The sequence below is a fragment of the Kribbella sindirgiensis genome, assembly GCF_004331435.1.
GTDB lineage: Bacteria > Actinomycetota > Actinomycetes > Propionibacteriales > Kribbellaceae > Kribbella > Kribbella sindirgiensis.
Genome location: NZ_SJKA01000001.1, coordinates 647,089 through 666,845, shown reverse-complemented (window position 1 = coordinate 666,845; position 19,757 = coordinate 647,089). Strand labels below are relative to the sequence as shown.

The following is a 19,757-nucleotide window of genomic DNA, read 5'->3' as shown; positions in this document are numbered from 1 at the left end:
CCCCGCCCAACCTCTACCCCAGCAGACGTATTCCACCGACCCGAACCTCGCAGCCGCACGTCAGTGGCGCGGCAAGACCGTCGAGACGACCGAGGGAAGCTGCAGGTCGTCGATGCCGATACCGAGATCTCGCAGCAGCATGACGAGTTCGGAGTGCTGTTGCTGGGCTCGATCCTGCTCGCCCAGGGCCGCATGGACCGCTGCGAGCCGGACAAGGTCATGGGCGAGCTCGAGTCGCACGCCCTCGCGCCGATGTCGCGACAGGGCTCGTTCGAGCAACGGGGCGGCCTCGGTGGCTCGCCCGCGGGCGAGCAGCACGTCGGCGCGCAGGCGCAGCTCCGCGTCCGTCGGCTCAGGGTCCGGTGCGCTCGGGCCGCACGGCGCCGAACTGTCGTCGAGGATCCGCTCGGCGCGGTCGACGTCATCGGCTCGCAGCGCGATCGCCGCTCGGGTCTGGGCGAGGTCGAGAAGGACGTTGCGGTCCTCCAAACTCTTGGCGAGCTGTTCGGCCTCGTCCAGCGCCCGCTCGGCCGCTGCAACGTCGCCGGTCAGCGCGAGGCAGCCGGCGTAGGTGATGAGCCAGATACTCAGTCGCCGGGACGGCCCACGCACCCGTTCGGCCTGCACGTTCTCAGCGACCAGCTCCGCGCCCCGGGCGGGATGTCCGGTGCGCGCCAGCATCATGCCGAGGTGTCCGTGTGCCAGGGCCAGGATCGTGGTGTCGTGGTGCGCCGTCGCGAGGGACGCGGCTTCTTCGAACCGGGCCGCCGCGTCCTCGAAGCGACCGAGCTCGCGCAGTGCACAGCCGAACTGCACCAGAGCGCTCAGCTCCATCGAACCGGCCTCGAGCTCGCGCGCGACGGCGAGCTGCGACTGCGCCAGATCAACCAGCTCGGAGAACCGTCCGGCCTCGGCGGCGGTGTGGAACAACGACCGCAGGACGCCCCAGCGCAGCACCGGGTCCGAACAGTCGGCAGCCCGCCGCAGCAGACCCGCACGGACGTGCTCCTCGCCTCGGACCACCAGGTAGCCGTCCGAACGCAGTGCGAGCGCGGCCGCCAGATCGACCTCCCCGGCGCGGCTCAGCGCGTGGACGAGGTCACGGATGCTGTCGATCTCGGCGTCGAACCAGGCCGCGGGCCGGTCTGCGGCGACAGTCACCCGACGAGGCGGGAGACCCGCCGGGACTGTCGCACCGTCCGGACCGGTCACCGGGCGCATGCCGTGGCCGAGGCCGTCGTCGGCCTGCGAAGCCAGTCCCAACCAGGCCATGGCGACGGCACGACGGCAGCTCGTGCCGGCGCTCGCGTCCTCCTCGCGGACAGCGCGCTCGCCGGCGAATGTCGCAACCAGTGGGTGCAGGGTGAACCGGAGCTGTCCCGCGGTATCACGACCGACCGGCTCGACGAGATGGACGTCGACGAGCTCGTCGAGCGCCCGCGAACCCAGGGCGACGTCGTCCTCCAGCAGCACGCCGGCGAACCACGCCGGCCAGGTCGTCACCGAGGCGGCGGCGACCCGTCGGAGCAGTCGCTGAGCGGGTTCGGACAGGTGCCCGTCGTACGACAGCGCGATGCTGGCCCGAACGTCGACGTCCCCGATCGCGAGCTCGTCCAGACGGATGTGCTCCTCGCTCAGATGGTCGACCACCTCGGACAGATCGACGACGCCGGACGCGAGTCGGGCCGCGACGACCATCAAGGCGAGGGGCAGGCGCCCGCACAGCTGCACGGCGGACCGGGCGAGCCCAGGCTCCAGCTCGGCGACGTCCCGACCTGCGTGCAGCAGATCGACAGCGACCTCGGTCGACAGGGTCGGCACGTTTCGGCGGAGCACGTCAGCCATGCCGGCGAGCCGGTGACGTGAGGTGACGATCGCGGCCGAACGAGGCGACGGTGGGAGCAGGTCGCGAACCTGCCGTTCGTCGAGGGCGTCGTCCAGCACCACCAGCACGCGACGGTTGGCGATCGCGCTGCGATAGAGCGCCAGCCGCTCCTCACGTCGGCCGTGGGCGGGTGGAGCGGTGGCACCGAGGGCGCGCAGGAATCGGTCGATGATCTCGTCGGGGTCACGCGGGTCGCGCGAGGTGCCGTCCAGCTCGGCGTACAAGGTCCCGTCGGGATACCCGTTCTGGACGCGGTCGGCAAGAGCGACAGCCAGTGAGGTCTTGCCGATACCGCCCGCTCCGACGAGGAGCACCGTGCCCGGACTGGGTTCAGGCGTCCGCAGGACCTCGGTCAGCTGGGCCAGGAGCTCGTCACGTCCGACCAGAGAGATGGGACGGGGCAGCTGGCGGGGCACGTGACGAGGAGACGCCGACGGTGGGTCGACCTCCCTCAGGAGGCTGGAGTGAGTTTCCTGGAGATCCTGCCCTGGCTCGACACCGAACTCGGCGACGAGCCGGCGTCGCAGGTCCTGGTAGGCGCCGAGAGCTTCGGTACGCCGGCCGCTGCGGGCCAGAGCGCGCAACCGAAGGTCGTGCAGACCTTCGTGGAGTGGATCGGCGGCCAGCAGGGCGTGCACCGTCTCGAGCACGCCGGCGTGGTCGTGCGTGGCGAGCTGCGCCTGGGCGAGTGCTTCGCCGGCCGCGACCCGCTCGCGGTGAAGGGACTCGCGGGTCGCCACGGCCCAGTCACCGGACAGGTCGGCGAGCGCGTCCCCGCGCCAGAGTGCCAACGCTGCGTCCAGCTCGATCCGGGCGTCGTCGTACTGCTCGTTATGCAGGTGCTCCCGCCCGCGGAGAACAGACAGCCGGAACTCGTGCAGGTCGAGTCCGTGGTCGGTGAGAGCGAGCTGATAGCCCAGCGGACGGGTCACGATGAGTGCACCGGTCGCGTCCAGCTTGCGGCGCAGTCGGGCGATGATGTTGTGCAGCTGCTGCCGGGCGGACTGCGGAGGTGACGACCACACCGTGTCGATCAGCCGCTCGGACGACGTCACCCGGTCGGCGTTGATGAGCAGCATCGACAGGACGAGCCGCTCCCGGCCACCGAGAGCGACGGGTTCGGCCGCCACCTCGACCGGCCCGAGAACACGAAAGTGCACGCCACATTCTCGGTCACGGTCGGGGGCGTTGAGGTCAGCAGGTACTGGTCAGCTGATGAGGACCAGGTGCCAGTGCGGGTTGTGCGAGCTGACGTAGGTGCAGCGCCAGGACCAGCCCTCGTACGGGCTGGACGGGTTGCTGGTGATGTTGTGGCCGGACTGGTTGCAGGCGGTGCTGGTGCTGAACCAGCCGCCGCTCACCGTGCTGGCCGACGCACTGCCGGCGGTCACGAAGGACATCGCCATGACACCGGTGGCGAGTGCACCGGTCAGCGCAGCAGTCTTGCGGAACGTGGACATCGTGGCTCCTTCCTGAGGTCCGCCACGAGCGACGGACCAGAACGGGATGACGCGCACAGGCTCGCCGAACGCGCTCACCATCGACTAACCGTTCGCTCACAACGGACTACTGTCCGCTCACCAAGCTCGCAGGTGCACTACCTGTCGTTAGGTACGTATCAGGGGATGAAGACGCCGTTGAACCACTGCCCGCGGGCGTCGTCGGAGTAGGCGTCGACGTTGAAGTTGTAGTTGCCGTGCTTGCCTTCCCACAGGTACCCGGGCAGACCCGAGGAGGCGTTGGCGTCGCAGATGATGTCATCGGTGCAGAGCGTCAGCACCGGGACGTTCCCGAAGAAGTTGTCGGCGCCGGACAGCGGCGCGCCGACGACCGGGGCGACCAGCGGGTGCGCCGCGGCGCCGGCCGAGCCGGGACCCGCGGCCCGCTTCGGGTCGGCGATCAGGACCGCGTTGACGTTGTCGAAGGTCTGCCAGTTCTCCGTGACCCAGGTGTGCACCACGGCGGCGCCGAGCGAGAACCCGACCGCCTTGACGTGCTGGCCCGGGCACGCGTTGCGGTGGTCCCGGATCAGCCGGTTCAGCTCGTTGACGCCCTGCCGGGCGTTGATGCCGATGGGCTGGGCCGGGTAGCCGACGCGCTGGCTGATGTTGCCCGACCAGTACGGCGCGTTGGAGTCGTTGTCGCCGGTGCCGCCGACCACGATCGTGTACGTGCCTCCACAGTCGTCCGCCGTCGCCGCCGGTGCTGCCACGACATAGACGCCGCCGGCGGCCGCGACCAGACCGGCCACCAGTGCCGCGAGTTTCTTCATCGAATCCTCCTGAACGATGGTTGCTGAGCGTGATCTACTAAACACGCCGGGTCAAAACCTAACAGCGGTTCATCGCCTCCGAACGGCATCAGCAGATCCGGCCAGTCCCTGGCCGGATGCGTCCACCGAGTGAGGTTTTCTCACCTGACCCGGGCATCGGGCAGGAGCTAAGGTCCCGGGATGAGTCGACGGGTCGCGGCGTACGCGGTGTGTGTCCAGGACGAGCGGGTGCTGCTCGCGCGGTACGTCTCGCCGTACGGCGACGGGAGTTGGTGGACGCTGCCGGGTGGTGGGGTCGAGCCGTGTGAGGATCCGTTCGACACGGTGACGCGGGAGGTGGCCGAGGAGACCGGGTACGAGTCGGTCGTCGAGCAGTTGCTGGGCGTCGACTCGCGCATCATCCCGGCCGCCGTACGTCGTCGTCCCGGCGCCGACGACCATCAGAACATCGGCATCTTCTACGCCGTCCGCATCACCGCCGGCACCACCCGCCCCGAACCGAACGGCGAAACCGCCGAATCCGTCTGGACCCCCACCACCAAAATCCCAACCCTCCGCCGCGCCGCCCTGGTCGACATCGGAGTCGCCCTAGCCCACTCCCGCCCCCTCACCGGCCACGTCCCACCAGTCCAAGCCGGCGGCCTGATCGAGCACTAACGTCCAGCCCGTGAACCCGAAGACGGAACTGTCCCGAGTCCTGCAGGCGAGCCGCACCACGTTGATTTCCAACCTGGCCGACCTGTCGGACTACGACGTACGACGCCCGTTGACCCCTACTGGCACGAGGACGAATCGCGGGAGTACGTCGTTGGCGTGTATCGGCAGGCGTGTGCGCATTCCGATGTGACCGTTGGCTCGCTCGAGTTGAGTAGTCCGGGGTACGTCGCGCACTGGGCTGACGGGGATCGCGAGACCACGTTGGGTGTGCTGCTGATCAGGATGGTTGCCGAGACCTCGCAGCACGCCGGTCATGCCGACATCCTCCGCGAACAACTCGACGGGCGGATCGGCGGGAACACAACGGTCGCGGCGGACGCGGCGTTCTGGGACAACAGGCGAGCTCAGGTCCAGGCGGCCGCGGACCACTTCCGCTGACGGCTCAGCGCAGGTCGCCGTCGCCGCCGAGGACACCGCGGGACGCGCGGTCGGCGAGCTTGGCGATGTTGTGCTCGGCAACGTCCTCGAGCCGGATCTCGAGCCTGGTGCACAGCTCGGACAGGTACCAGAGCACGTCACCCAACTCGGCCGTCAGCGCCTGCCGGTCCGCGTCGGTGACCACACCGTCCCGATCCCGAAAGATCTTCTTCACCTTGCCCGCGACCTCACCCGCCTCGTTCACCAGCCCCAAGGTCGGATACACGATCGGGTGATCGGTCGCGACCAGCCCTCCGGTCCGCGCCGCCGCCACCTGATAACCACTGAAATCGAGTTCGCTCACACCAAGCAGTCTGCAAGACTCGCTCCCCATGTACGACCTCCCGGTCCACAACACCGACGGCTCAGTACTCCTCACCTTCGACCCCGTCCCCGAAGAGAACCTCGGCGCCCTGGATCCCGCCGTACCGCTGACCGCCTCCCTCGTTGTGCTCTGGTGGGACCAGAAGTGCTTGATGGTCTTCAACCGGTTCCGTCAGGCCTGGGAGCTACCCGGCGGCATGATCGACCCGGGCGAGTCGGCGCGCGAGGCCGCCGTACGGGAGTTGTTTGAAGAGAGTGGCCAGCGCGCGGACTCGCTCGACTTCGCCGGGGTGACCAAGATCCGGGTCGCGCCCGACGACCGGCTGGAGTTCCTCGCCGTCTACCGCGGATCCGTCGACACGCCCCAGCCGTTCGCGCCGAACGACGAGATGTCCGAGGCTGTCTGGTGGAGCCCAGGCGAGCCGTTGACCGATCTCCACCCGATCGACGCGGCGCTCGCGACGCTTTGCCCACTGGAACGGTGAGATCAATGGGAGAACTCGTCACCGAGACCTTCGAGTACGACGGCGGACGGCAGGTATCCGTCTACGTGCCGGCGGATCGCCCGGAGGCCATCGTGTTCGCGGGTGACGGCCAGCTGATCACCCAGTGGGGCAGGGATCTCGAGCAGACCGACGTACCGCCGACGATGGTGGTCGGTGCGCACCGTACGGACGACTCCGACGAGATGGTGCGGATCGAGGAGTACTCGCCGTCGTTCAACGCGGAACGGTTCGCGGCGCACGAGAAGTTCTTCGTCGAGGACGTCCGCGAATGGGTACGCTCCCGCTTCGGTGTCGCGCTGCCCGCCGAACGGACCGCGGTGTGCGGAGTATCGGCGAGCGCAGAACTCGCCCTGGCCATGGGCGTTCGGCACCCTGACCTGTACGGCGCGATCTTCGCCGCCTCACCTGGCGGCGGCTACCGGCCGCCGGAGGTCATGCCGAGCCCGGTCCCGCGCGCGTACCTGGTCGCCGGCACGCTCGAGCCGTGGTTCATGGAGAACGCCGCCCGCTGGGCCGACGCCCTCCGCGACGCCGACGCCGACGTGGTCATCACCGAACGCGAGGGAGACCACGGCGACCCCTTCTGGCAGGCCGAGTTCCCCCTGATGGCGTCCTGGGCCTTCAGGAACTAGAGCTATTCACCCGTAGCGCCGTCGATGCGCTCACGGAGAAGATCCGCGTGCCCGTTGTGGCGCGCGGGGTGGGCGAGACGGTTGCTCGCCCACCCGCGGGCGTTCAGGGGGTTTCGGCGGGGCGGTTGTGGCGTTCGCGGCCCGGGAAGCGGTGGATCTCCTGGGGCCAGTTGAGTACGACGGCCAGGCGGCCGGCCCAGTAGCGCGCCGTCTCGTCGTCCGGTACGTCGATGACGCAGAAGCCACCGAGGTGCTCCTTGGTCTCGACGTACGGGCCGTCGCTGAAGATCGGCTCCCCGTCCTTCGCCTCGACGCTGCCGATCGCGGTGGACGCGTCGATCCCACCGTTGCTGAAGAGGAAGACCCCGGCCTCCTCCATCTCCGCGATCACCGCGTGCCCAGCGACGCTCTTCGTCCGCAGATCCTCTTCCGTCTGCTCCGGCACCCACTCGTCGTTGAACGTGATCAGGTATTCAGCCACTGTCGTCTCCTCTCCGCGCGACGACCCGAACGGCCGCCACACCAACTCCACGAACGCCGACGCCCCAATCCGACACCATTCCACAACCAATCTCTGCGGCATGCTTGGAGAGCGGCGGAAGTTTTCCCGGGGCCGTGTCGATCCGCGGGCCGCCCGTTCGACCTGGGGGTGCGAGGGCCGAGAGGCGGCCCCGTCGGACAAGGAGTACGTGATGGCGCAGTACATGCTGATCATGCGGGGCACCGACGAGACGAACGCGGCGATGATGGCCGACATCGACGAGATGATGACCACGACCCGCCAGTTCATCGAGGCGATGGACAAGGCCGGGGTGTACGTCGCGGCGGAAGGGCTGGACGATCCGGCCCAGGGCGTCGTGGTGCACTTCACCGGCGAGGCGCCGATCGTCACGGACGGGCCGTACGGCGAGACCAAGGAACTGTTCGGGGGCTACTTCCTGGTCGATGTCGCCTCGAAACAGGAAGCCGTCGAGTGGGCCAAGCGGGTCCCGGCGGTGCCCGGATCGAAGGTCGAGGTCCGGCGGGTGCCGGGCGAGGACGAGGTCCCGCAGGACAGCGCGAAGTTCGTCAAGGCAGACGCGTACCACGAGAGCGACGGCCAGAACTGATGGACGCGGCCGGCGTCGAAGCCGTCTGGCGAATCGAGTCGGCGCGGATCGTTGCCGCGCTGACCCGGTTCACCGGCGATTTCGGATTGGCCGAGGACGCGGCTCAGGAGGCGGTGGCCGAGGCACTGGTGTCGTGGCCGGTGTCCGAACCGGCCAGCCCCGCCGGCTGGCTGATGGCCACGGCCCGGCGGCGGGCGATCGACGCGATCCGCCGCCGTACCGCCCTGAAGGACCGGTACGCGCTACTGGCCACCGACCAGGTCGTCGACGACGAGATCGACCCGGACAGGATCGACGACGACGTACTGGCGCTGATGTTCATCAGCTGCCACCCGGTACTGTCCCGCGAGGCCCAGGTGGCGCTGACGCTGCGCGTGGTCGGCGGCCTGTCCAGCGAGGAGATCGCCCGAGCGTTCCTGGTCTCCGTACCGACCGTGCAGGCGCGCATCACCCGGGGCAAGAAGACGATCGCGGCAGCCGGCGTACCGTTCGAACTGCCGACGGCCGATGCGCGCCGGGAGCGATTGAGCGGTGTACTCAGCGTCCTCTACGTGATCTTCACCGAGGGGTCGACGGCTACTACGGGCGAGCGGCTCGTGCGGCCGGACGTCGCGTACGAGGCGATCCGCCTGGCCCGCACGCTGGCCGCGCTGGTGCCGGACGAGCCGGAGGTGCACGGCCTACTGGCGCTCTTCGAACTGACGGCCGCACGCTTCCCGGCTAGGACCGGCCCGGACGGTACGCCGATCCTCCTGGAGGACCAGGACCGTCGACGCTGGGACTTGTCGGCGATCCGCCGCGGACTCGCCGCACTCCTCAAGGCATCGCCCCACGGCCTCGGCCCGTACGGCCTCCAAGCCGCGATCGCCGCCGCCCACGCATCAGCCCCGTCGGTCGAGGACACCGACTGGGATCGGATCGTCGTACTCTACGAAGCCCTCGGCCGGATCGCCCCCTCCCCAGTGGTCGAACTCAACCGAGCCGTCGCGGTCGCCATGGCCTCAGGCCCAGCCGAGGCGCTAGCGATCGTCGACGAACTGATCGCCCTGGACCAACTCCCCGGCTCCCACCTGCTCCCAACCGTCCGAGGCGAACTCCTAACCCGCCTAGGCCGCCTCACCGAAGCCCGTACCGAACTAGAACTAGCCGCCCACCTCTGCACCAACCACCCCGAACGCAAAATCCTCCTCCGCAAAGCCGCCGCCCTGGACTAGCGTCACCTAATGCCTGAAAAGCACTCACGCCCCGTCCCCGGCGGCCGAGCCTTCTACCTCACCGAACGCCTCTGGAACCTGTCCAAAGATCTGCCGATCGAACCCGTCCCGATCGATTCAATCCAAGAGTTCGACGAAGACTGCTGGTTCGGAGGCGCCCCCGTCACCTGCCGAATGGTCGCCCGCCACGCCGCCCTCATTCAAGAAGCCGACCTCAACTACCCAGTCATCCTGTCCGCAGACGGCCGCCTGATGGACGGCGGCCACAGAATCTCCAAAGCCTGGATCAACGGACAATCAACAATCAACGCCGTCCGCTTCACCACCGACCCCGAACCCGACTACTACGAGTGGGACACCCCCACCTGAGCCACACGACGGCCATTGCACGTTTGGCGAGATACTGACGCCGTGGATGAGATCTCGCTGTCAGTTCCGCGCTATCGGCGTGAAGTCGGCGTCATCGCACCGGTGGAAGGCGGAACGATCCGCGTCGAACTGATCGACGGTGTTGTTCGGGTGGACGGCGACCCGGCCGGCCTGCGCGATCTCGCGCGCTGGTGCCTGTCACTGGCCGATCCATCAGTACCGGACGGAACCCACATCCACCTCGACCCGGGGTACGATCCGCTGAATTCGGAGTCAGTACCTCTTCTGATCGGACGCGACAACGGCATCGATGCCACACCTACCCCGTCCTCCCGTTAGCTGCCAAGCGCAGGTCGGGCGACTTATCCCGTTGGTCACCGGTCGAACCCGAGGTGGCGGCCGAGCGTGCCAGTTGGGTAGCCGGGCGGCCGATTCGTCGTGGTAATCTCAAATTCGCAGGCGCGGGTTCAGACCCGGTCGTAGGGCGCAGCGGCGCAGCAGCCGAAAGGGCAAGGCCCACCTACTTCAATCCGAAGAGGGAGCGCTATGCCCAAGCTCGAAACCTACAAGAAGCAGGCGAAACTACTCGTTCGCTGGCACCGCGACGGAAACTTCTCGATCGGCGGTCGCATTCGGCAACTCGAGCGCTATCGCACGTTGTCCGACCGCGAAGCACTCGCACTGAAGTTTCCCCTCACCGAAGCCCAAGAGATCATCGCCCTCGAAGCGGGCTTCGCCAACTGGGCCGAACTCAAGGCGAACACGGAAGCGGCCCCGCCCACCAGCGAGCAGCCGGAAACTCAGGACACGGCAGTCGCGAACGCCAGACCGGTGCTGTACGTCGCCGACGTCGACGCCTCAGCCACGTTCTACCGGGACCAGCTCGGCTTCCGGATCGACTTCGTACACGGCAACCCGCCGTTCTACGGATCGGTGTCCCGCGACGGCGCGATACTGCACCTGAAACACATAGACGAGCCGGTGTTCGCGCCCGGCGCCACGGAACGAGAAGGCCTCATCATGGCGTTCATCGATACGCCGAACGTCCGCGACCTCTACGCGGAATACCTGGCCACTGACGCCGAGATCGCCCAAAAACTAACCAAACAAGCCTGGGGCGGCACCGACTTCATCCTCCGCGACCCAGACGGCAACGCAATCGCCTTCGTCGGCTGACACCCGCCGCGACGGAGGCACACACCATGACCCTCTTGTGTCCCTGCCTCCATCGTTGCGACAACTCGCTCTGTCGAGTCTGTGGTGAAAGTTGCTTGAACTCGACCTAGCCACGCCAGCAGGTGTGGCTAGGTCGGCCGTGTCGCCGCAGTTGCGCGGCACCAGGTCGTAGTCGCACGCGCGGAGACCGGCGCCACCGGGGTCGGGTGGGGCGGCGCGTAGTACCGCGTGGTCGAGACGAGGGGACATGAACCCCAAACAGCCCCCGCCTTGCAAAGGCGGGTTGCGCGGCGAATCGCCAAGCGTTCACTCACCGAAGTGACCCCGTTGGTGACCGGTCGAACCCGCTCGCCTGTTCTCGCTGGGGCCGCGGAGGGCACGACCTTCTGATCCGTAGGAGCCTGCAATGCTCGACGCCCGCCGCCGTCCGTCCTGGGCGCGTGCTGCTAGCGGTGCCGAGGAATGCACGTCGTAAGGGGACGTTGGGGTCGGACTGGGGTCATCTTTCTCGTAGCGTGTGGCCATGGATCTTGAGGCACTGGCCAAGGCAGCGGTTGCGGTTCTCGTGCCGGTGGGAACCTTGATTGGTGTCGGAAGTCGGCGAAGTCGTCTTCGACACGAGATCCGCGAGAACCTGACCCTCGTCAAAGAGTTGGAGCAGGACGACGTCATTCGGGAACACTCCCTCGCGACGGCATGGCTCCAAGGCAAAATCACCGTCGACGTGGCGAAACTCGCGGGTCGGTCACTCGGCACCCCAAAGAAGCCCATTCCTTGGGGCTCAATCGTGGTTACCGGTCTCATCGGTGCCGCCTTTGGACTGTGGACCTGGTACCTCGCGCGTGATGGGTTCGTATGGTACGTCACCTTCCCCGGCGTCGCGTCCGCGCTCATGCTGATCTCCATCATGGGCCAGCTCACCGGTCGCGAACTCCCTCCCGGCTCGAGTGACCTCCCTGAGGGCGCAACACCGGTTCGAACTGACACCGCCGCCGAACAGATCGCCAGTTCGATCGCACTCGCCGCCTCAAGTGGGCTAGACGGACGTTTTGCTGAGGGCGGCCAGGTCTGGGTTTGCTATCAGTTCCTGACGAGCATGCGGGAAGGGCGATATGAGGAGGGGCTCACCTTCGCGGATCATGACTGGGCGCTTTGTCGAGTCCAGTCCTGGCTCTGGAACAACAGAGACAGTTTCGGTGCGGATCTGGGAGAACTCGACTCCCTTGCGGCGTCCCTCGCGAACCATCACGAGCCAACTGAAGCCTGGGCGGGCTTCGTTGAAACCGAGACGAACCAGTTCGTCACGACTTGGGAGCCCCTGGACCCAGATAGATACGGCGCAGCGAGTCATCGGCGCCGTATCGCTAGAGACTACGACTTGGTGATTCTGGCGCCGGTCGGTTCAAGCGGCGGCTACTTTGTTACCTCGGCGACAGCGGTACCGAACGCTCTGATCTTTGTAGTCCACCGCGAGAGTGACGCCTGGCTGGTCTCCAACCACGTAGGGATGGCACCACCAACGCCCGGTTGGCCACCTGTTTGGTGGGCTACTCAAGATCCATCCATCGAAGCACTAGACGACTAGGGCCTGCGCGGCCGACCGCCTTGGGAGCTTGGCGATGTAACTCACTGATCATTGCGTCTTCCTGTCTGCCGTTCAGCCCACGCGTAGCGCAATCAGGAGACGCCGGAGCGGCCAAGATGGAGCGCCCCACTGGACGAACGATCTTGGCCCCTCCGGTGGCTCCTGATAGGTCCTGACTGGGCTGAGCGGCAGACGGGAAGACAACCCATCCCGGAGTCGTGATGCCCCCGCCGGAGGCAGTCGTTGCAAGTGCGTCCGCTGCGCCGCCGGGCTGGGGCGAGGTTCGGCCGGCAGGTCGCATGGGCGCGCCCTTGATCTATAAGAGGTCAAGAGGTCAATCCGGCAGACGAAGCGAAGGGCCCGGATCACGGAACGAAAGCCCGGGTAGGAGCAAGTCGGAGACTGCCCGGATGTACGGAGGTAGCTCAGGTCAGAGCTCCGAATGAGCGGGCGACCTGCCGGAGATGGCGTATCTCAGGGCGCACCGGGATCCGAAGGTGGGTAACCGGAGAGCGTTGCATAGGCGTCAGCAAGTGCCGACGCGACACGCTGACCGAGATGCGGGTGTTATGCGGAGCCGCCTGCAATTCTGGCAGGTGGTGATCAGCCGATCGCCGATACACGCAAGGACAAGCCCCGGCTCAAAGACGCGCCTGGTGCTGCGTCGAGAAGGACCGGGGCTCGCCTGCGTTGGTTGCGCAAGGTGAACCATACCGAGTTGCCCATGGCAACCGCCAGGGTAACGCGCCTTCCTCGGCGCGCTTTGCGTCACAGAGGAAGGAACAGAAAGTTGAGCCCCCACAACTTCGTCAATGTGGTCGTGCGCTGTCGCGACCACCACATCAGTTCGACGACGTTCTGCCTGAGAGTGCACCGCGAAGTGCCCGATCCGCTCCGCTGCAACCCTGGCGGTGGCGGTGGCGGAGCTACCCTCGGCGGGCTCGGGCCGTGCCACTGCACGCACAGTCTGAGCATCGCTGACCTGGTGCGCCTGGTCGAGGACGCCATGCGTCGCGGTCTTGGGCAATGGATCCGCCTTGGCGCGGTCGAGATCGTGATCTGACGCGCGTGACACGGACCGAGAGGTCGATCACTCTCGGCCCGTGTCACGCAGGACGACCGGAATCACGCGACTGGCACGGAAGGCCGTCGCCAGCTCGGTTTCCACCGGTTGGCAGGGCGGGCGCGGCTGCAGAGGGTGCCTCGCCCGCCCTGCCGGCTATGGGGTTGACCGCGGCTGCCGGTGGAGGGTGCGCCACTCGAGTTGGCGGTATCGCCGGGTCGACATTCGCGGCGTGATTGGGACGCGGATCAGGTACGCCTCGACGCACCAGGGGAGGATCTGACCGACGTGGCGCGGGTCGTAGCCGTCCGGCAGGACTCCGTTGCGGCGGTCGATCTCCGACACACGCAAGGCCCAGCGGCGAAGCTGCCGGTCTCGTCCGGATCGGCGTCTAGTCATCGAGCCACTCGGCTCCGCTGGCGTCGCGGTGGTAGCCCTTGTGGTGGCCCTTGATGCAGACGCGCCCGGTCATTGGGTTCTCGCCGTCGCAACGTTCGGCTGCTCGCATCGTTGGCCAACCGAGCCCGACAGGCTGCGGCTCCCTGAGGTCTCCACCCCACTCGACGCCGAGGGGATCAATGCTTCCCGCTGTCATACCTGAACCGTAGGAATGCGGTCCGTAGTTCAGCCAGACGGTTGCGGTCAGTTGCGCCGATCGATTTCGGCTTGCAGGTTGATGATGATCGCGCGAGCGTCGCGACCGTAGACCGCCGCGTGTGTCATCTGCTCGAACGTGCGGGCGTACAAGGCGATCTCCTGAGGCTGTGTGACCTCGATCTTGGCAGTGGGAGTTTCGAGGCCGACGAGCTTGTCGTCGAAGATCCAGAATCCTGCGGAGCCGACGGCCTGACGTTCAATCAGAGACGGCACGATGCCTAGGGAGACGTTCGGTAGCGTCATCACCGATAGGAGCCGATCGAGTTGCGCGAGCATCGTCTCTGCGCCGCCGGACCATGTTCTGAGGGAGGCTTCCTCCAGGAGTACGGCGAACGTCTTCGTGCTGTCGTAGACGACGGCCTGGCGTGCCATCTTCGCGGCAACGGCTGCGTCCAGGTCGTCGTGAGTGTCCAGGAACTCGATCCAGACCGCGAGCATCGCACGCGTGTAGTCGGCGGTCTGGAACAAGCCAGGGATCACGTTCAACTCGTAGATGCGGAACCGCTTGGTGCGCTCGTATAGCGGCACAGTCGAGAGCATCATCTGCTTCATGCCGGCGCGGGCTTGCCGCCGCCACTCGACGTACATGGAGCTGACGGCTCGCGCCTGTGCGATCAGGTCGGGAATCTGCTCCGGTACGTTGCACGCGGTGCACCAAGTGCGGATGTCCTGATCGGTTGGTGCCTGTACGCCGTGTTCCAGTTTGCTGACACGCGTGAAATGCCAACCGGTCGCGGCTGCAAGCTCGCGACCGGTCAGCCCTGCATCCATGCGCAGGTCCCGCAGGCGTATGCCCAAGGTCTCCTGCGCCTTTCTGGCTGAACTACTCGGGTTCGTAGTCACTGTGCGGAATCGCCAAGGACCACACGCGCGCGAAGGCATCTCGGCACATCGCCACCGTCGCGGACTCAGTTGTGGTCGTGAATGCGCTGTTCAGCCCTGATCCTGCATAGTGCAGGAACACCACTCGCTCATCGTCGAGTAAGTAGTAGTCGTTGCCCGGGATGCACACCTCGGACACCCGACGCCGGGGTACCCAGCGAAGGTCTTCACCTGCGTCGACCAGCGGTTGCGTGGTGCTGTGGGCCCAACGCTGATAGTCGCTGAGCGGTTCCGACACGATCATTGCTCGACGTACGGAGCGACCCGCTGCCCGATGTGCCCGGAGCGAGTCGCAGTACTCCTGAAGCCACTCGAAGTCGTCGGGCTCACCGGCCGCCCACTTGGCCATGTGCGGCAGCTCGGTCTCTGTGCCGTAGGCGTCGCGGGTCTCAAGATGCACCGACGTTCGCTTGAACGACCTGATCAGCTTCCTGAAGTCGTCCTCGCTAATCTCTTCCACTAACCTGAGCCCTACTTGAAGAACTGGATCATGCGGTCCGGGATCTCGACGACGGTTTCACCGTCCGGGACGTTGAGCGCTGCGAGTGCCTCAGGGTCGTCGACGACCCAGCCCTGCACGACCCAACTTCCGCGGTCGGTCTTGTAAAGGGTCGGGCTGTTGTCCGGGCGCGATTCCGGGTCACCTGCTACGAGGGTCAGTTTCATGATGGGTCCCCTAGTTCCGTCGTTGCGATACCTTGCCCTGCCGAGTGTGGGGTTACCCATTGTTGCCTGTCAGCCATGTTGCGTGAAGTTGCGTCAACTGGTCCTACCCAAGGCGGTCAGCTTTGTCGCTGCCAGTGCGCGTCACCACGTCGTAGTCGCACCGCGCGGCAGCGCGCGCTGACCGGCGCTAGCCGGGGGCGGGTGGGGCGGCGCGTAGCACGGCGACGGAGGAGCCGCGCGTAGCACCGCAGTGGGCTGATTACAGTCCGCCTGGAGCATGGCGGTGAGCGAACCGCCGTACATGCGAAAGCCGGTTGCTCAGGAGCAACCGGCGCGTGGTGGAGACGAGGGGACTTGAACCCCTAACCCCTGCCTTGCAAAGGCAGTGCTCTGCCAGTTGAGCTACGCCCCCGTTGGGGTGGTCAGTGGCCCGGGGTTACCGGGTCGGCAACCTCGGCCCAGAGGTCCTTCTCGGCGCGGGACTGCTGGGTCTTCTTGTACACGAAGTATCCACCGACGCCGGCCAGCAGCACCAGCAGGATCTTTCTCAGCACTGGAGACTCCTCGGGTGTGGCTTCGAAAACAACGTGAGGGTGGGCCTAACTGGACTTGAACCAGTGACCTCTGCCTTATCAGGGCAGCGCTCTAACCGTCTGAGCTATAGGCCCGCGTACTGCGGTGTCGAACCCGGGAGAGATTACCGCACCAAGTGCCCTACTCCCAAACCGGTTACGGCCGGGCCTCGTGGGGCCCGGCCACGACCGATCAGTCCTCCGACGCCAGCGTGACTTCGAGGCCGCCGAGGAGCGTGGCGGCGATGTTGTAGAGGAACGATCCGAGGGTCGCGAGTGCCGTGATGATCAGCACGTCGGCGCACGCCAGCAGGGTGGTGAAGCCCATCACCTTGCCGGTGTTGATGTAGTTCTCGACCCGGAACGGCTCGCCCGCCGGCGTACCGAGGACTTCCTGGACGGTCGAGTTGATGTTGTCGAACACCCCGGCCGCGCCGATCGCGGACCAGACGATGAAGACCGCGACCCAGGTCACGATCCCGAACGCGATCGCCAGCAGGAACGCCGTCTTCATCACCGACCACGGGTCGATCCGGGACATCCGCAGCCGCGCCTTCCGCGTCTGCGGCCGGCCCGACGACTTGGCGTCCTTCTCGGCGAGCCGCTCCTGCTTGGCCTGGTCGCGCTCCGCCTTGTCGGCCTTCACCCCGGCGGCCTTGTCCAGGACGGCCTGCCGCGCGGAGCTCATCCGGTCACCGAACGACTCGGTCTTCGCCTCGGTCCCGCCGTACGACGGGGCGCCGCCGACCGGCGTGACGACCGAGGGAGGGGTCCACTGCTCCGGGCGACCGGGTGTACTCGGGGTGGGCGGCCGCACCGGTGCGGACCCTGGGGCCTGCGGGCGGTACTCGGACGGCCGCTGGCCGTTCGGCGTACCTGTCCTCTGGCCGTTGGCGCCGGGAGCGCCGTTGGAACGACCGTTGGAAGCCGGGTTGGCCGGGGCAGCTGACGGCTTCCCACCCTGCGCGGTGCGCTGGGAGTTGGAGCTGTCGGCCGCACCTTCAGGCCATGTCGGCCTCGCGCGGTTGGTCATCAGTCACCCTCCTGGCCGGCTTCGTCGTCTTCGACGGTAGCCGCGCCGTCCACGTCCGTCGAACGCTCTTCATCATTCTGGACGCTCTCAGAGGTGGATTCGGTTGTCGATCCGTCCACATTCTGGGCACCTTCAGCGACGGTACCCTCCTCGGCGGCTTCCGATTCCTCCCCGACGACGGTCAGATCGGTGTTCCGGGCGATCGCGACGACCGCGTCGGACTCGCCGACGCCGGCGAACCGGACACCCATCGTGTCGCGGCCCTTGACCGGGACGCTGTCGACCCGGCTCCGGACGACCTGACCGCTGGCCTTGATCGCGAGCACCTGGTCCTCGTCGACGACGATGATCGCGCCGACCAGCGAGCCGCGCTCGTCGTTCAGCTTGACCGCCTTGATCCCCAGACCGCCGCGGCCCTGCTGCCGGTACTCGGAGACGCGAGACCGCTTCGCGTACCCGGCGTCGGTGACCGTGAAGACGAACTGCGAGTCCTCGTCCGCGCCGGCCCGGATGACCGACATCGACAGCAGTTCGTCGCCGGAGCGGAACTTCATCCCGGTGACGCCGGAGGTGGCCCGGCCCATCGGCCGCAGCTGCTCGTCGTTCGCGGTGAAGCGGATCGACTGGCCCTTGCGGGACACCAGCAGCAGGTCGTCCTCGGAGGTGGCCAGGTCGGCGCCGATCAGCTCGTCGTCCTCGTCCCGGAAGTTGACCGCGATGATGCCGCTCTGCCGCGCCGAGTCGTAGTCGCGCAGCGCCGTCTTCTTGACCAGGCCCTTCTTGGTCGCGAGCACCAGGTAGTCCGACTGCTCGTAGTCGCGCAGCGTCAGCACCTGCGCGATCTGCTCGTCCGGCTGGAACGAGAGCAGACCGGCCACGTGCGAGCCCTTCGCGTCCCGGGCCGACTCGGGCAGCTGCCACACCTTGGCCCGGTAGACCCGGCCCTTGGTGGTGAAGAACAGCATCCAGTGGTGGTTCGTGGTGGCGAAGAAGTGGCTGATCTCGTCCTCGGCCCGCAGCGCGGCGCCGCGGACGCCCTTACCGCCGCGGTTCTGCGTCCGGTAGAGGTCGGTCTTGGTCCGCTTCGCGTACCCGCCGCGGGAGATGGTGACGACGACGTCCTCGTCCGGCACCAGGTCCTGCACCGACAGGTCGCCGTCGGCCGCGATGATCTCGGTACGCCGCTCGTCGCCGTACCGCTCGACGATCTCGGCGAGCTCGTCCTTGACGATCGTGCGCTGCCGCTCCGGGCTGGCCAGGATGTCCTCGAGGTCGGCGATGATCGCCTCGAGCTCCTGCAACCGCTCGATGATCTTCTGCCGCTCCAGGGCGGCCAGCCGGCGCAGCTGCATGTCCAGGATCGCCTGTGCCTGGATCTCGTCGATCTCGAGCAGCTGGATCAGGCCGGTCCGGGCCTCGTCCACGTCGGGGCTGCGCCGGATCAGCGCGATCACCTCGTCGAGGGCGTCCAGCGCCTTCACGTACCCGCGGTAGATGTGCGCGTTCTTCTCGGCCTCACGCAGGCGGAACCGGGTCCGCCGCTGGATGACCTCGATCTGGTGGTCGATCCAGTGCTTGATGAACAGGTCCACGCTCAAGGTGCGCGGTACGCCGTCGACGAGCGCGAGCATGTTGCAGCCGAAGGTGTCCTGCAGCGGCGTGTGCTTGTAGAGGTTGTTCAGTACGACGCGCGGCTGAGCGTCCCGCTTCAGCACGATGACGAGTCGCTGACCGGTCCGGGACGAGCTGTCGTCGCGGATGTCGGCGATCCCGGTCATCTTGCCGGTGTTCACCAGCTCGGCGATCTTCAGCGCCAGGTTGTCCGGGTTCACCATGTACGGCAGTTCGGTGACGACCAGGCTGGTGCGGCCCTTGGCGTCTTCCTCGATGTCCACCACCGCGCGCATCGTGACCGAGCCCCGGCCGGTGCGGTAGGCGTCGTCGATGCCCTTGTAGCCGACGATCAGCGCGCCGTTCGGGAAGTCGGGGCCCTTGATGGACTGCAGGCAGGCCTCGAGCAGCTCCTCACGGGTCGCGTCCGGGTGCTCCAGCGCCCAGTCGACCGCGGCAGCGACCTCCCGCAGGTTGTGCGGCGGGATGTTCGTCGCCATCCCGACCGCGATCCCGGACGAGCCGTTGACCAGCAGGTTCGGGAAGCGGGCCGGCAGGATCACCGGCTCCTGCGACTTGCCGTCGTAGTTGGGCCGGAAGTCGACGGTCTCCTGGTCGATGTCGCGGACCATCTCCATCGCCAGCGGCGCCATCCGGCACTCGGTGTACCGCATGGCCGCGGCCGGGTCGTTGCCCGGGGAACCGAAGTTGCCCTGGCCCTGGATCAGCGGCGCCCGCATCACCCACGGCTGCGCCAGCCGGACCAGGGTGTCGTAGATCGCCGAGTCGCCGTGCGGGTGGTACTGACCCATGACGTCACCGACGACGCGGGAGCACTTGTTGAAGCCGCGGTCCGGCCGGTAACCGCCGTCGTACATCGCGTAGAGGATGCGGCGGTGCACCGGCTTGAGGCCGTCCCGGACCTCGGGCAGCGCGCGGCCGACGATGACCGCCATCGCGTAGTCGAGGTACGACTGCTGCATCTCGGTCTGCAGGTCGAGAGGCTCGATGCGGTCGTGGCCAGTGGGGGTCTCGGTCATGAAAAGTCCCGTTCAGATCAGTACGTC

At 67.0% G+C, this 19,757-nt stretch carries 25 protein-coding genes and 2 tRNA genes; 12 read left to right on the top strand and 15 right to left on the bottom strand.

From position 1 onward, the window contains the following. Positions 1-60: 60 nt before the first annotated feature. The 3 genes from E0H50_RS03380 to E0H50_RS03370 form a co-directional block, all read right to left on the bottom strand. Positions 61-3,045, bottom strand: coding sequence for an AfsR/SARP family transcriptional regulator (locus E0H50_RS03380; RefSeq protein ID WP_131284550.1), 2,985 nt, complete (start codon positions 3,043-3,045; stop codon positions 61-63). A gap of 48 nt (positions 3,046-3,093) precedes the next feature. Continuing rightward, on the bottom strand, positions 3,094-3,345 hold the full coding sequence (locus E0H50_RS03375) for a hypothetical protein (RefSeq protein WP_131284548.1): 252 nt from the start codon (positions 3,343-3,345) through the stop codon (positions 3,094-3,096). A gap of 158 nt (positions 3,346-3,503) precedes the next feature. Next, the gene (locus E0H50_RS03370) at positions 3,504-4,157 is read right to left on the bottom strand and encodes a cutinase family protein (protein ID WP_131284546.1); all 654 of its coding nucleotides are present in this window, start codon (positions 4,155-4,157) and stop codon (positions 3,504-3,506) included. 180 nt (positions 4,158-4,337) lie between these two features. Here E0H50_RS03370 and E0H50_RS03365 point away from each other — a divergent pair, with 180 nt between their 5' ends. Genes E0H50_RS03365 through E0H50_RS03360 form a run of 3 tightly spaced genes read left to right on the top strand, consistent with a single transcriptional unit; the run spans position 4,338 to position 5,252 of the window. Continuing rightward, entirely contained in the window at positions 4,338-4,814 is a 477-nt protein-coding gene (locus E0H50_RS03365; protein ID WP_131284544.1) for an NUDIX hydrolase, read from the top strand. 10 nt (positions 4,815-4,824) lie between these two features. Then, complete coding sequence (locus tag E0H50_RS43665) at positions 4,825-5,004, top strand: DinB family protein (protein ID WP_238150743.1); 180 nt, start codon at positions 4,825-4,827, stop codon at positions 5,002-5,004. Beyond that, positions 4,971-5,252, top strand: coding sequence for a mycothiol transferase (locus tag E0H50_RS03360; protein WP_238150742.1), 282 nt, complete (start codon positions 4,971-4,973; stop codon positions 5,250-5,252). Before E0H50_RS43665 ends, E0H50_RS03360 begins: the two co-directional genes overlap by 34 nt. Positions 5,253-5,256: 4 nt before the next feature. On the opposite strand, the gene E0H50_RS03355 is transcribed toward E0H50_RS03360, so the two are convergent. Continuing rightward, the gene (locus tag E0H50_RS03355; protein ID WP_202867985.1) at positions 5,257-5,595 is read right to left on the bottom strand and encodes a nucleoside triphosphate pyrophosphohydrolase family protein; all 339 of its coding nucleotides are present in this window, start codon (positions 5,593-5,595) and stop codon (positions 5,257-5,259) included. Positions 5,596-5,623: 28 nt separating this feature from the next. Here E0H50_RS03355 and E0H50_RS03350 point away from each other — a divergent pair, with 28 nt between their 5' ends. Then, on the top strand, positions 5,624-6,100 hold the full coding sequence (locus E0H50_RS03350; RefSeq protein ID WP_131284540.1) for an NUDIX hydrolase: 477 nt from the start codon (positions 5,624-5,626) through the stop codon (positions 6,098-6,100). A 5-nt stretch (positions 6,101-6,105) separates the two neighbouring features. Beyond that, positions 6,106-6,753 carry an alpha/beta hydrolase-fold protein gene (locus E0H50_RS03345; protein ID WP_131284538.1) on the top strand — a complete coding sequence of 216 codons (648 nt, stop codon included), beginning with the start codon at positions 6,106-6,108 and terminating at the stop codon, positions 6,751-6,753. 2 nt (positions 6,754-6,755) lie between these two features. Here E0H50_RS03345 and E0H50_RS44425 read toward each other — a convergent pair whose 3' ends face one another. Beyond that, positions 6,756-6,860 (bottom strand): mycothiol transferase, encoded by a 105-nt coding sequence (locus E0H50_RS44425; RefSeq protein ID WP_420323230.1) that lies wholly within the window; start codon positions 6,858-6,860, stop codon positions 6,756-6,758. Beyond that, positions 6,857-7,234 carry a YciI family protein gene (locus E0H50_RS03335; protein WP_131284536.1) on the bottom strand — a complete coding sequence of 126 codons (378 nt, stop codon included), beginning with the start codon at positions 7,232-7,234 and terminating at the stop codon, positions 6,857-6,859. Before E0H50_RS03335 ends, E0H50_RS44425 begins: the two co-directional genes overlap by 4 nt. A gap of 211 nt (positions 7,235-7,445) precedes the next feature. On the opposite strand from E0H50_RS03335, the gene E0H50_RS03330 reads away from it, so the two are divergent. The 7 genes from E0H50_RS03330 (at position 7,446) to E0H50_RS03300 (ending at position 13,269) form a co-directional block, all read left to right on the top strand. Continuing rightward, positions 7,446-7,862, top strand: a complete 417-nt coding sequence (locus tag E0H50_RS03330; protein ID WP_131284534.1) for a YciI family protein — start codon at positions 7,446-7,448, stop codon at positions 7,860-7,862. After that, positions 7,862-9,076, top strand: coding sequence for an RNA polymerase sigma factor (locus tag E0H50_RS03325; RefSeq protein ID WP_131284532.1), 1,215 nt, complete (start codon positions 7,862-7,864; stop codon positions 9,074-9,076). Before E0H50_RS03330 ends, E0H50_RS03325 begins: the two co-directional genes overlap by 1 nt. A 9-nt stretch (positions 9,077-9,085) precedes the next feature. Next, positions 9,086-9,445 carry a hypothetical protein gene (locus tag E0H50_RS03320; protein ID WP_131284530.1) on the top strand — a complete coding sequence of 120 codons (360 nt, stop codon included), beginning with the start codon at positions 9,086-9,088 and terminating at the stop codon, positions 9,443-9,445. Between the two features lie 42 nt (positions 9,446-9,487). Then, on the top strand, positions 9,488-9,784 hold the full coding sequence (locus E0H50_RS03315) for an Imm32 family immunity protein (RefSeq protein ID WP_131284528.1): 297 nt from the start codon (positions 9,488-9,490) through the stop codon (positions 9,782-9,784). 207 nt (positions 9,785-9,991) lie between these two features. Beyond that, a complete protein-coding gene (locus tag E0H50_RS03310) occupies positions 9,992-10,621 on the top strand; it encodes a VOC family protein (protein ID WP_131284526.1) in 630 nt (209 codons plus the stop codon). Between the two features lie 523 nt (positions 10,622-11,144). Then, positions 11,145-12,206 (top strand): hypothetical protein, encoded by a 1,062-nt coding sequence (locus E0H50_RS03305; RefSeq protein ID WP_131284524.1) that lies wholly within the window; start codon positions 11,145-11,147, stop codon positions 12,204-12,206. Positions 12,207-12,996: 790 nt separating this feature from the next. Beyond that, entirely contained in the window at positions 12,997-13,269 is a 273-nt protein-coding gene (locus tag E0H50_RS03300) for a hypothetical protein (protein ID WP_131284522.1), read from the top strand. A gap of 156 nt (positions 13,270-13,425) precedes the next feature. Here the strand turns inward: E0H50_RS03300 and E0H50_RS03295 are convergent, their stop codons facing one another. The 9 genes from E0H50_RS03295 to gyrA all read right to left on the bottom strand — a co-directional run bounded on the left by E0H50_RS03295 (position 13,426) and on the right by gyrA (position 19,730). After that, positions 13,426-13,668 (bottom strand): hypothetical protein, encoded by a 243-nt coding sequence (locus E0H50_RS03295; protein ID WP_131284520.1) that lies wholly within the window; start codon positions 13,666-13,668, stop codon positions 13,426-13,428. Between the two features lie 243 nt (positions 13,669-13,911). After that, complete coding sequence (locus tag E0H50_RS03285) at positions 13,912-14,724, bottom strand: helix-turn-helix domain-containing protein (protein WP_238150741.1); 813 nt, start codon at positions 14,722-14,724, stop codon at positions 13,912-13,914. Positions 14,725-14,749: 25 nt separating this feature from the next. Next, entirely contained in the window at positions 14,750-15,208 is a 459-nt protein-coding gene (locus E0H50_RS03280) for a DUF6879 family protein (RefSeq protein WP_238150740.1), read from the bottom strand. 71 nt (positions 15,209-15,279) lie between these two features. Beyond that, the gene (locus E0H50_RS03275) at positions 15,280-15,474 is read right to left on the bottom strand and encodes a hypothetical protein (protein ID WP_131284512.1); all 195 of its coding nucleotides are present in this window, start codon (positions 15,472-15,474) and stop codon (positions 15,280-15,282) included. A 336-nt stretch (positions 15,475-15,810) separates the two neighbouring features. After that, a tRNA-Ala gene (locus E0H50_RS03270) sits at positions 15,811-15,886 on the bottom strand. 10 nt (positions 15,887-15,896) lie between these two features. Continuing rightward, positions 15,897-16,028 (bottom strand): DLW-39 family protein, encoded by a 132-nt coding sequence (locus tag E0H50_RS43660; protein ID WP_238150739.1) that lies wholly within the window; start codon positions 16,026-16,028, stop codon positions 15,897-15,899. Positions 16,029-16,068: 40 nt separating this feature from the next. After that, positions 16,069-16,142: transfer RNA gene (locus E0H50_RS03265), tRNA-Ile, on the bottom strand. A 97-nt stretch (positions 16,143-16,239) separates the two neighbouring features. Further along, positions 16,240-17,079 (bottom strand): DUF3566 domain-containing protein, encoded by an 840-nt coding sequence (locus E0H50_RS43655; RefSeq protein ID WP_131284510.1) that lies wholly within the window; start codon positions 17,077-17,079, stop codon positions 16,240-16,242. Further along, the gene (gyrA, locus tag E0H50_RS03255; protein WP_131284508.1) at positions 17,079-19,730 is read right to left on the bottom strand and encodes a DNA gyrase subunit A; all 2,652 of its coding nucleotides are present in this window, start codon (positions 19,728-19,730) and stop codon (positions 17,079-17,081) included. Before gyrA ends, E0H50_RS43655 begins: the two co-directional genes overlap by 1 nt. Between the last annotated feature and the right edge of the window lie 27 nt (positions 19,731-19,757).

Bases quoted from the DNA above. Each gene is read 5' to 3' on its own strand.
- E0H50_RS03370 (WP_131284546.1), bottom strand. From the start codon at position 4,157: ATGAAGAAACTCGCGGCACTGGTGGCCGGTCTGGTCGCGGCCGCCGGC.
- E0H50_RS03320 (WP_131284530.1), top strand. From the start codon at position 9,086: ATGCCTGAAAAGCACTCACGCCCCGTCCCCGGCGGCCGAGCCTTCTAC.
- E0H50_RS03305 (WP_131284524.1), top strand. From the start codon at position 11,145: ATGGATCTTGAGGCACTGGCCAAGGCAGCGGTTGCGGTTCTCGTGCCG.
- E0H50_RS03325 (WP_131284532.1), top strand. From the start codon at position 7,862: ATGGACGCGGCCGGCGTCGAAGCCGTCTGGCGAATCGAGTCGGCGCGG.
- E0H50_RS03275 (WP_131284512.1), bottom strand. From the start codon at position 15,474: ATGAAACTGACCCTCGTAGCAGGTGACCCGGAATCGCGCCCGGACAAC.
- E0H50_RS03345 (WP_131284538.1), top strand. From the start codon at position 6,106: ATGGGAGAACTCGTCACCGAGACCTTCGAGTACGACGGCGGACGGCAG.
- gyrA (WP_131284508.1), bottom strand. From the start codon at position 19,730: ATGACCGAGACCCCCACTGGCCACGACCGCATCGAGCCTCTCGACCTG.
- E0H50_RS03295 (WP_131284520.1), bottom strand. From the start codon at position 13,668: ATGACTAGACGCCGATCCGGACGAGACCGGCAGCTTCGCCGCTGGGCC.
- E0H50_RS03310 (WP_131284526.1), top strand. From the start codon at position 9,992: ATGCCCAAGCTCGAAACCTACAAGAAGCAGGCGAAACTACTCGTTCGC.
- E0H50_RS03350 (WP_131284540.1), top strand. From the start codon at position 5,624: ATGTACGACCTCCCGGTCCACAACACCGACGGCTCAGTACTCCTCACC.
- E0H50_RS43655 (WP_131284510.1), bottom strand. From the start codon at position 17,079: ATGACCAACCGCGCGAGGCCGACATGGCCTGAAGGTGCGGCCGACAGC.
- E0H50_RS03365 (WP_131284544.1), top strand. From the start codon at position 4,338: ATGAGTCGACGGGTCGCGGCGTACGCGGTGTGTGTCCAGGACGAGCGG.
- E0H50_RS03375 (WP_131284548.1), bottom strand. From the start codon at position 3,345: ATGTCCACGTTCCGCAAGACTGCTGCGCTGACCGGTGCACTCGCCACC.
- E0H50_RS03330 (WP_131284534.1), top strand. From the start codon at position 7,446: ATGGCGCAGTACATGCTGATCATGCGGGGCACCGACGAGACGAACGCG.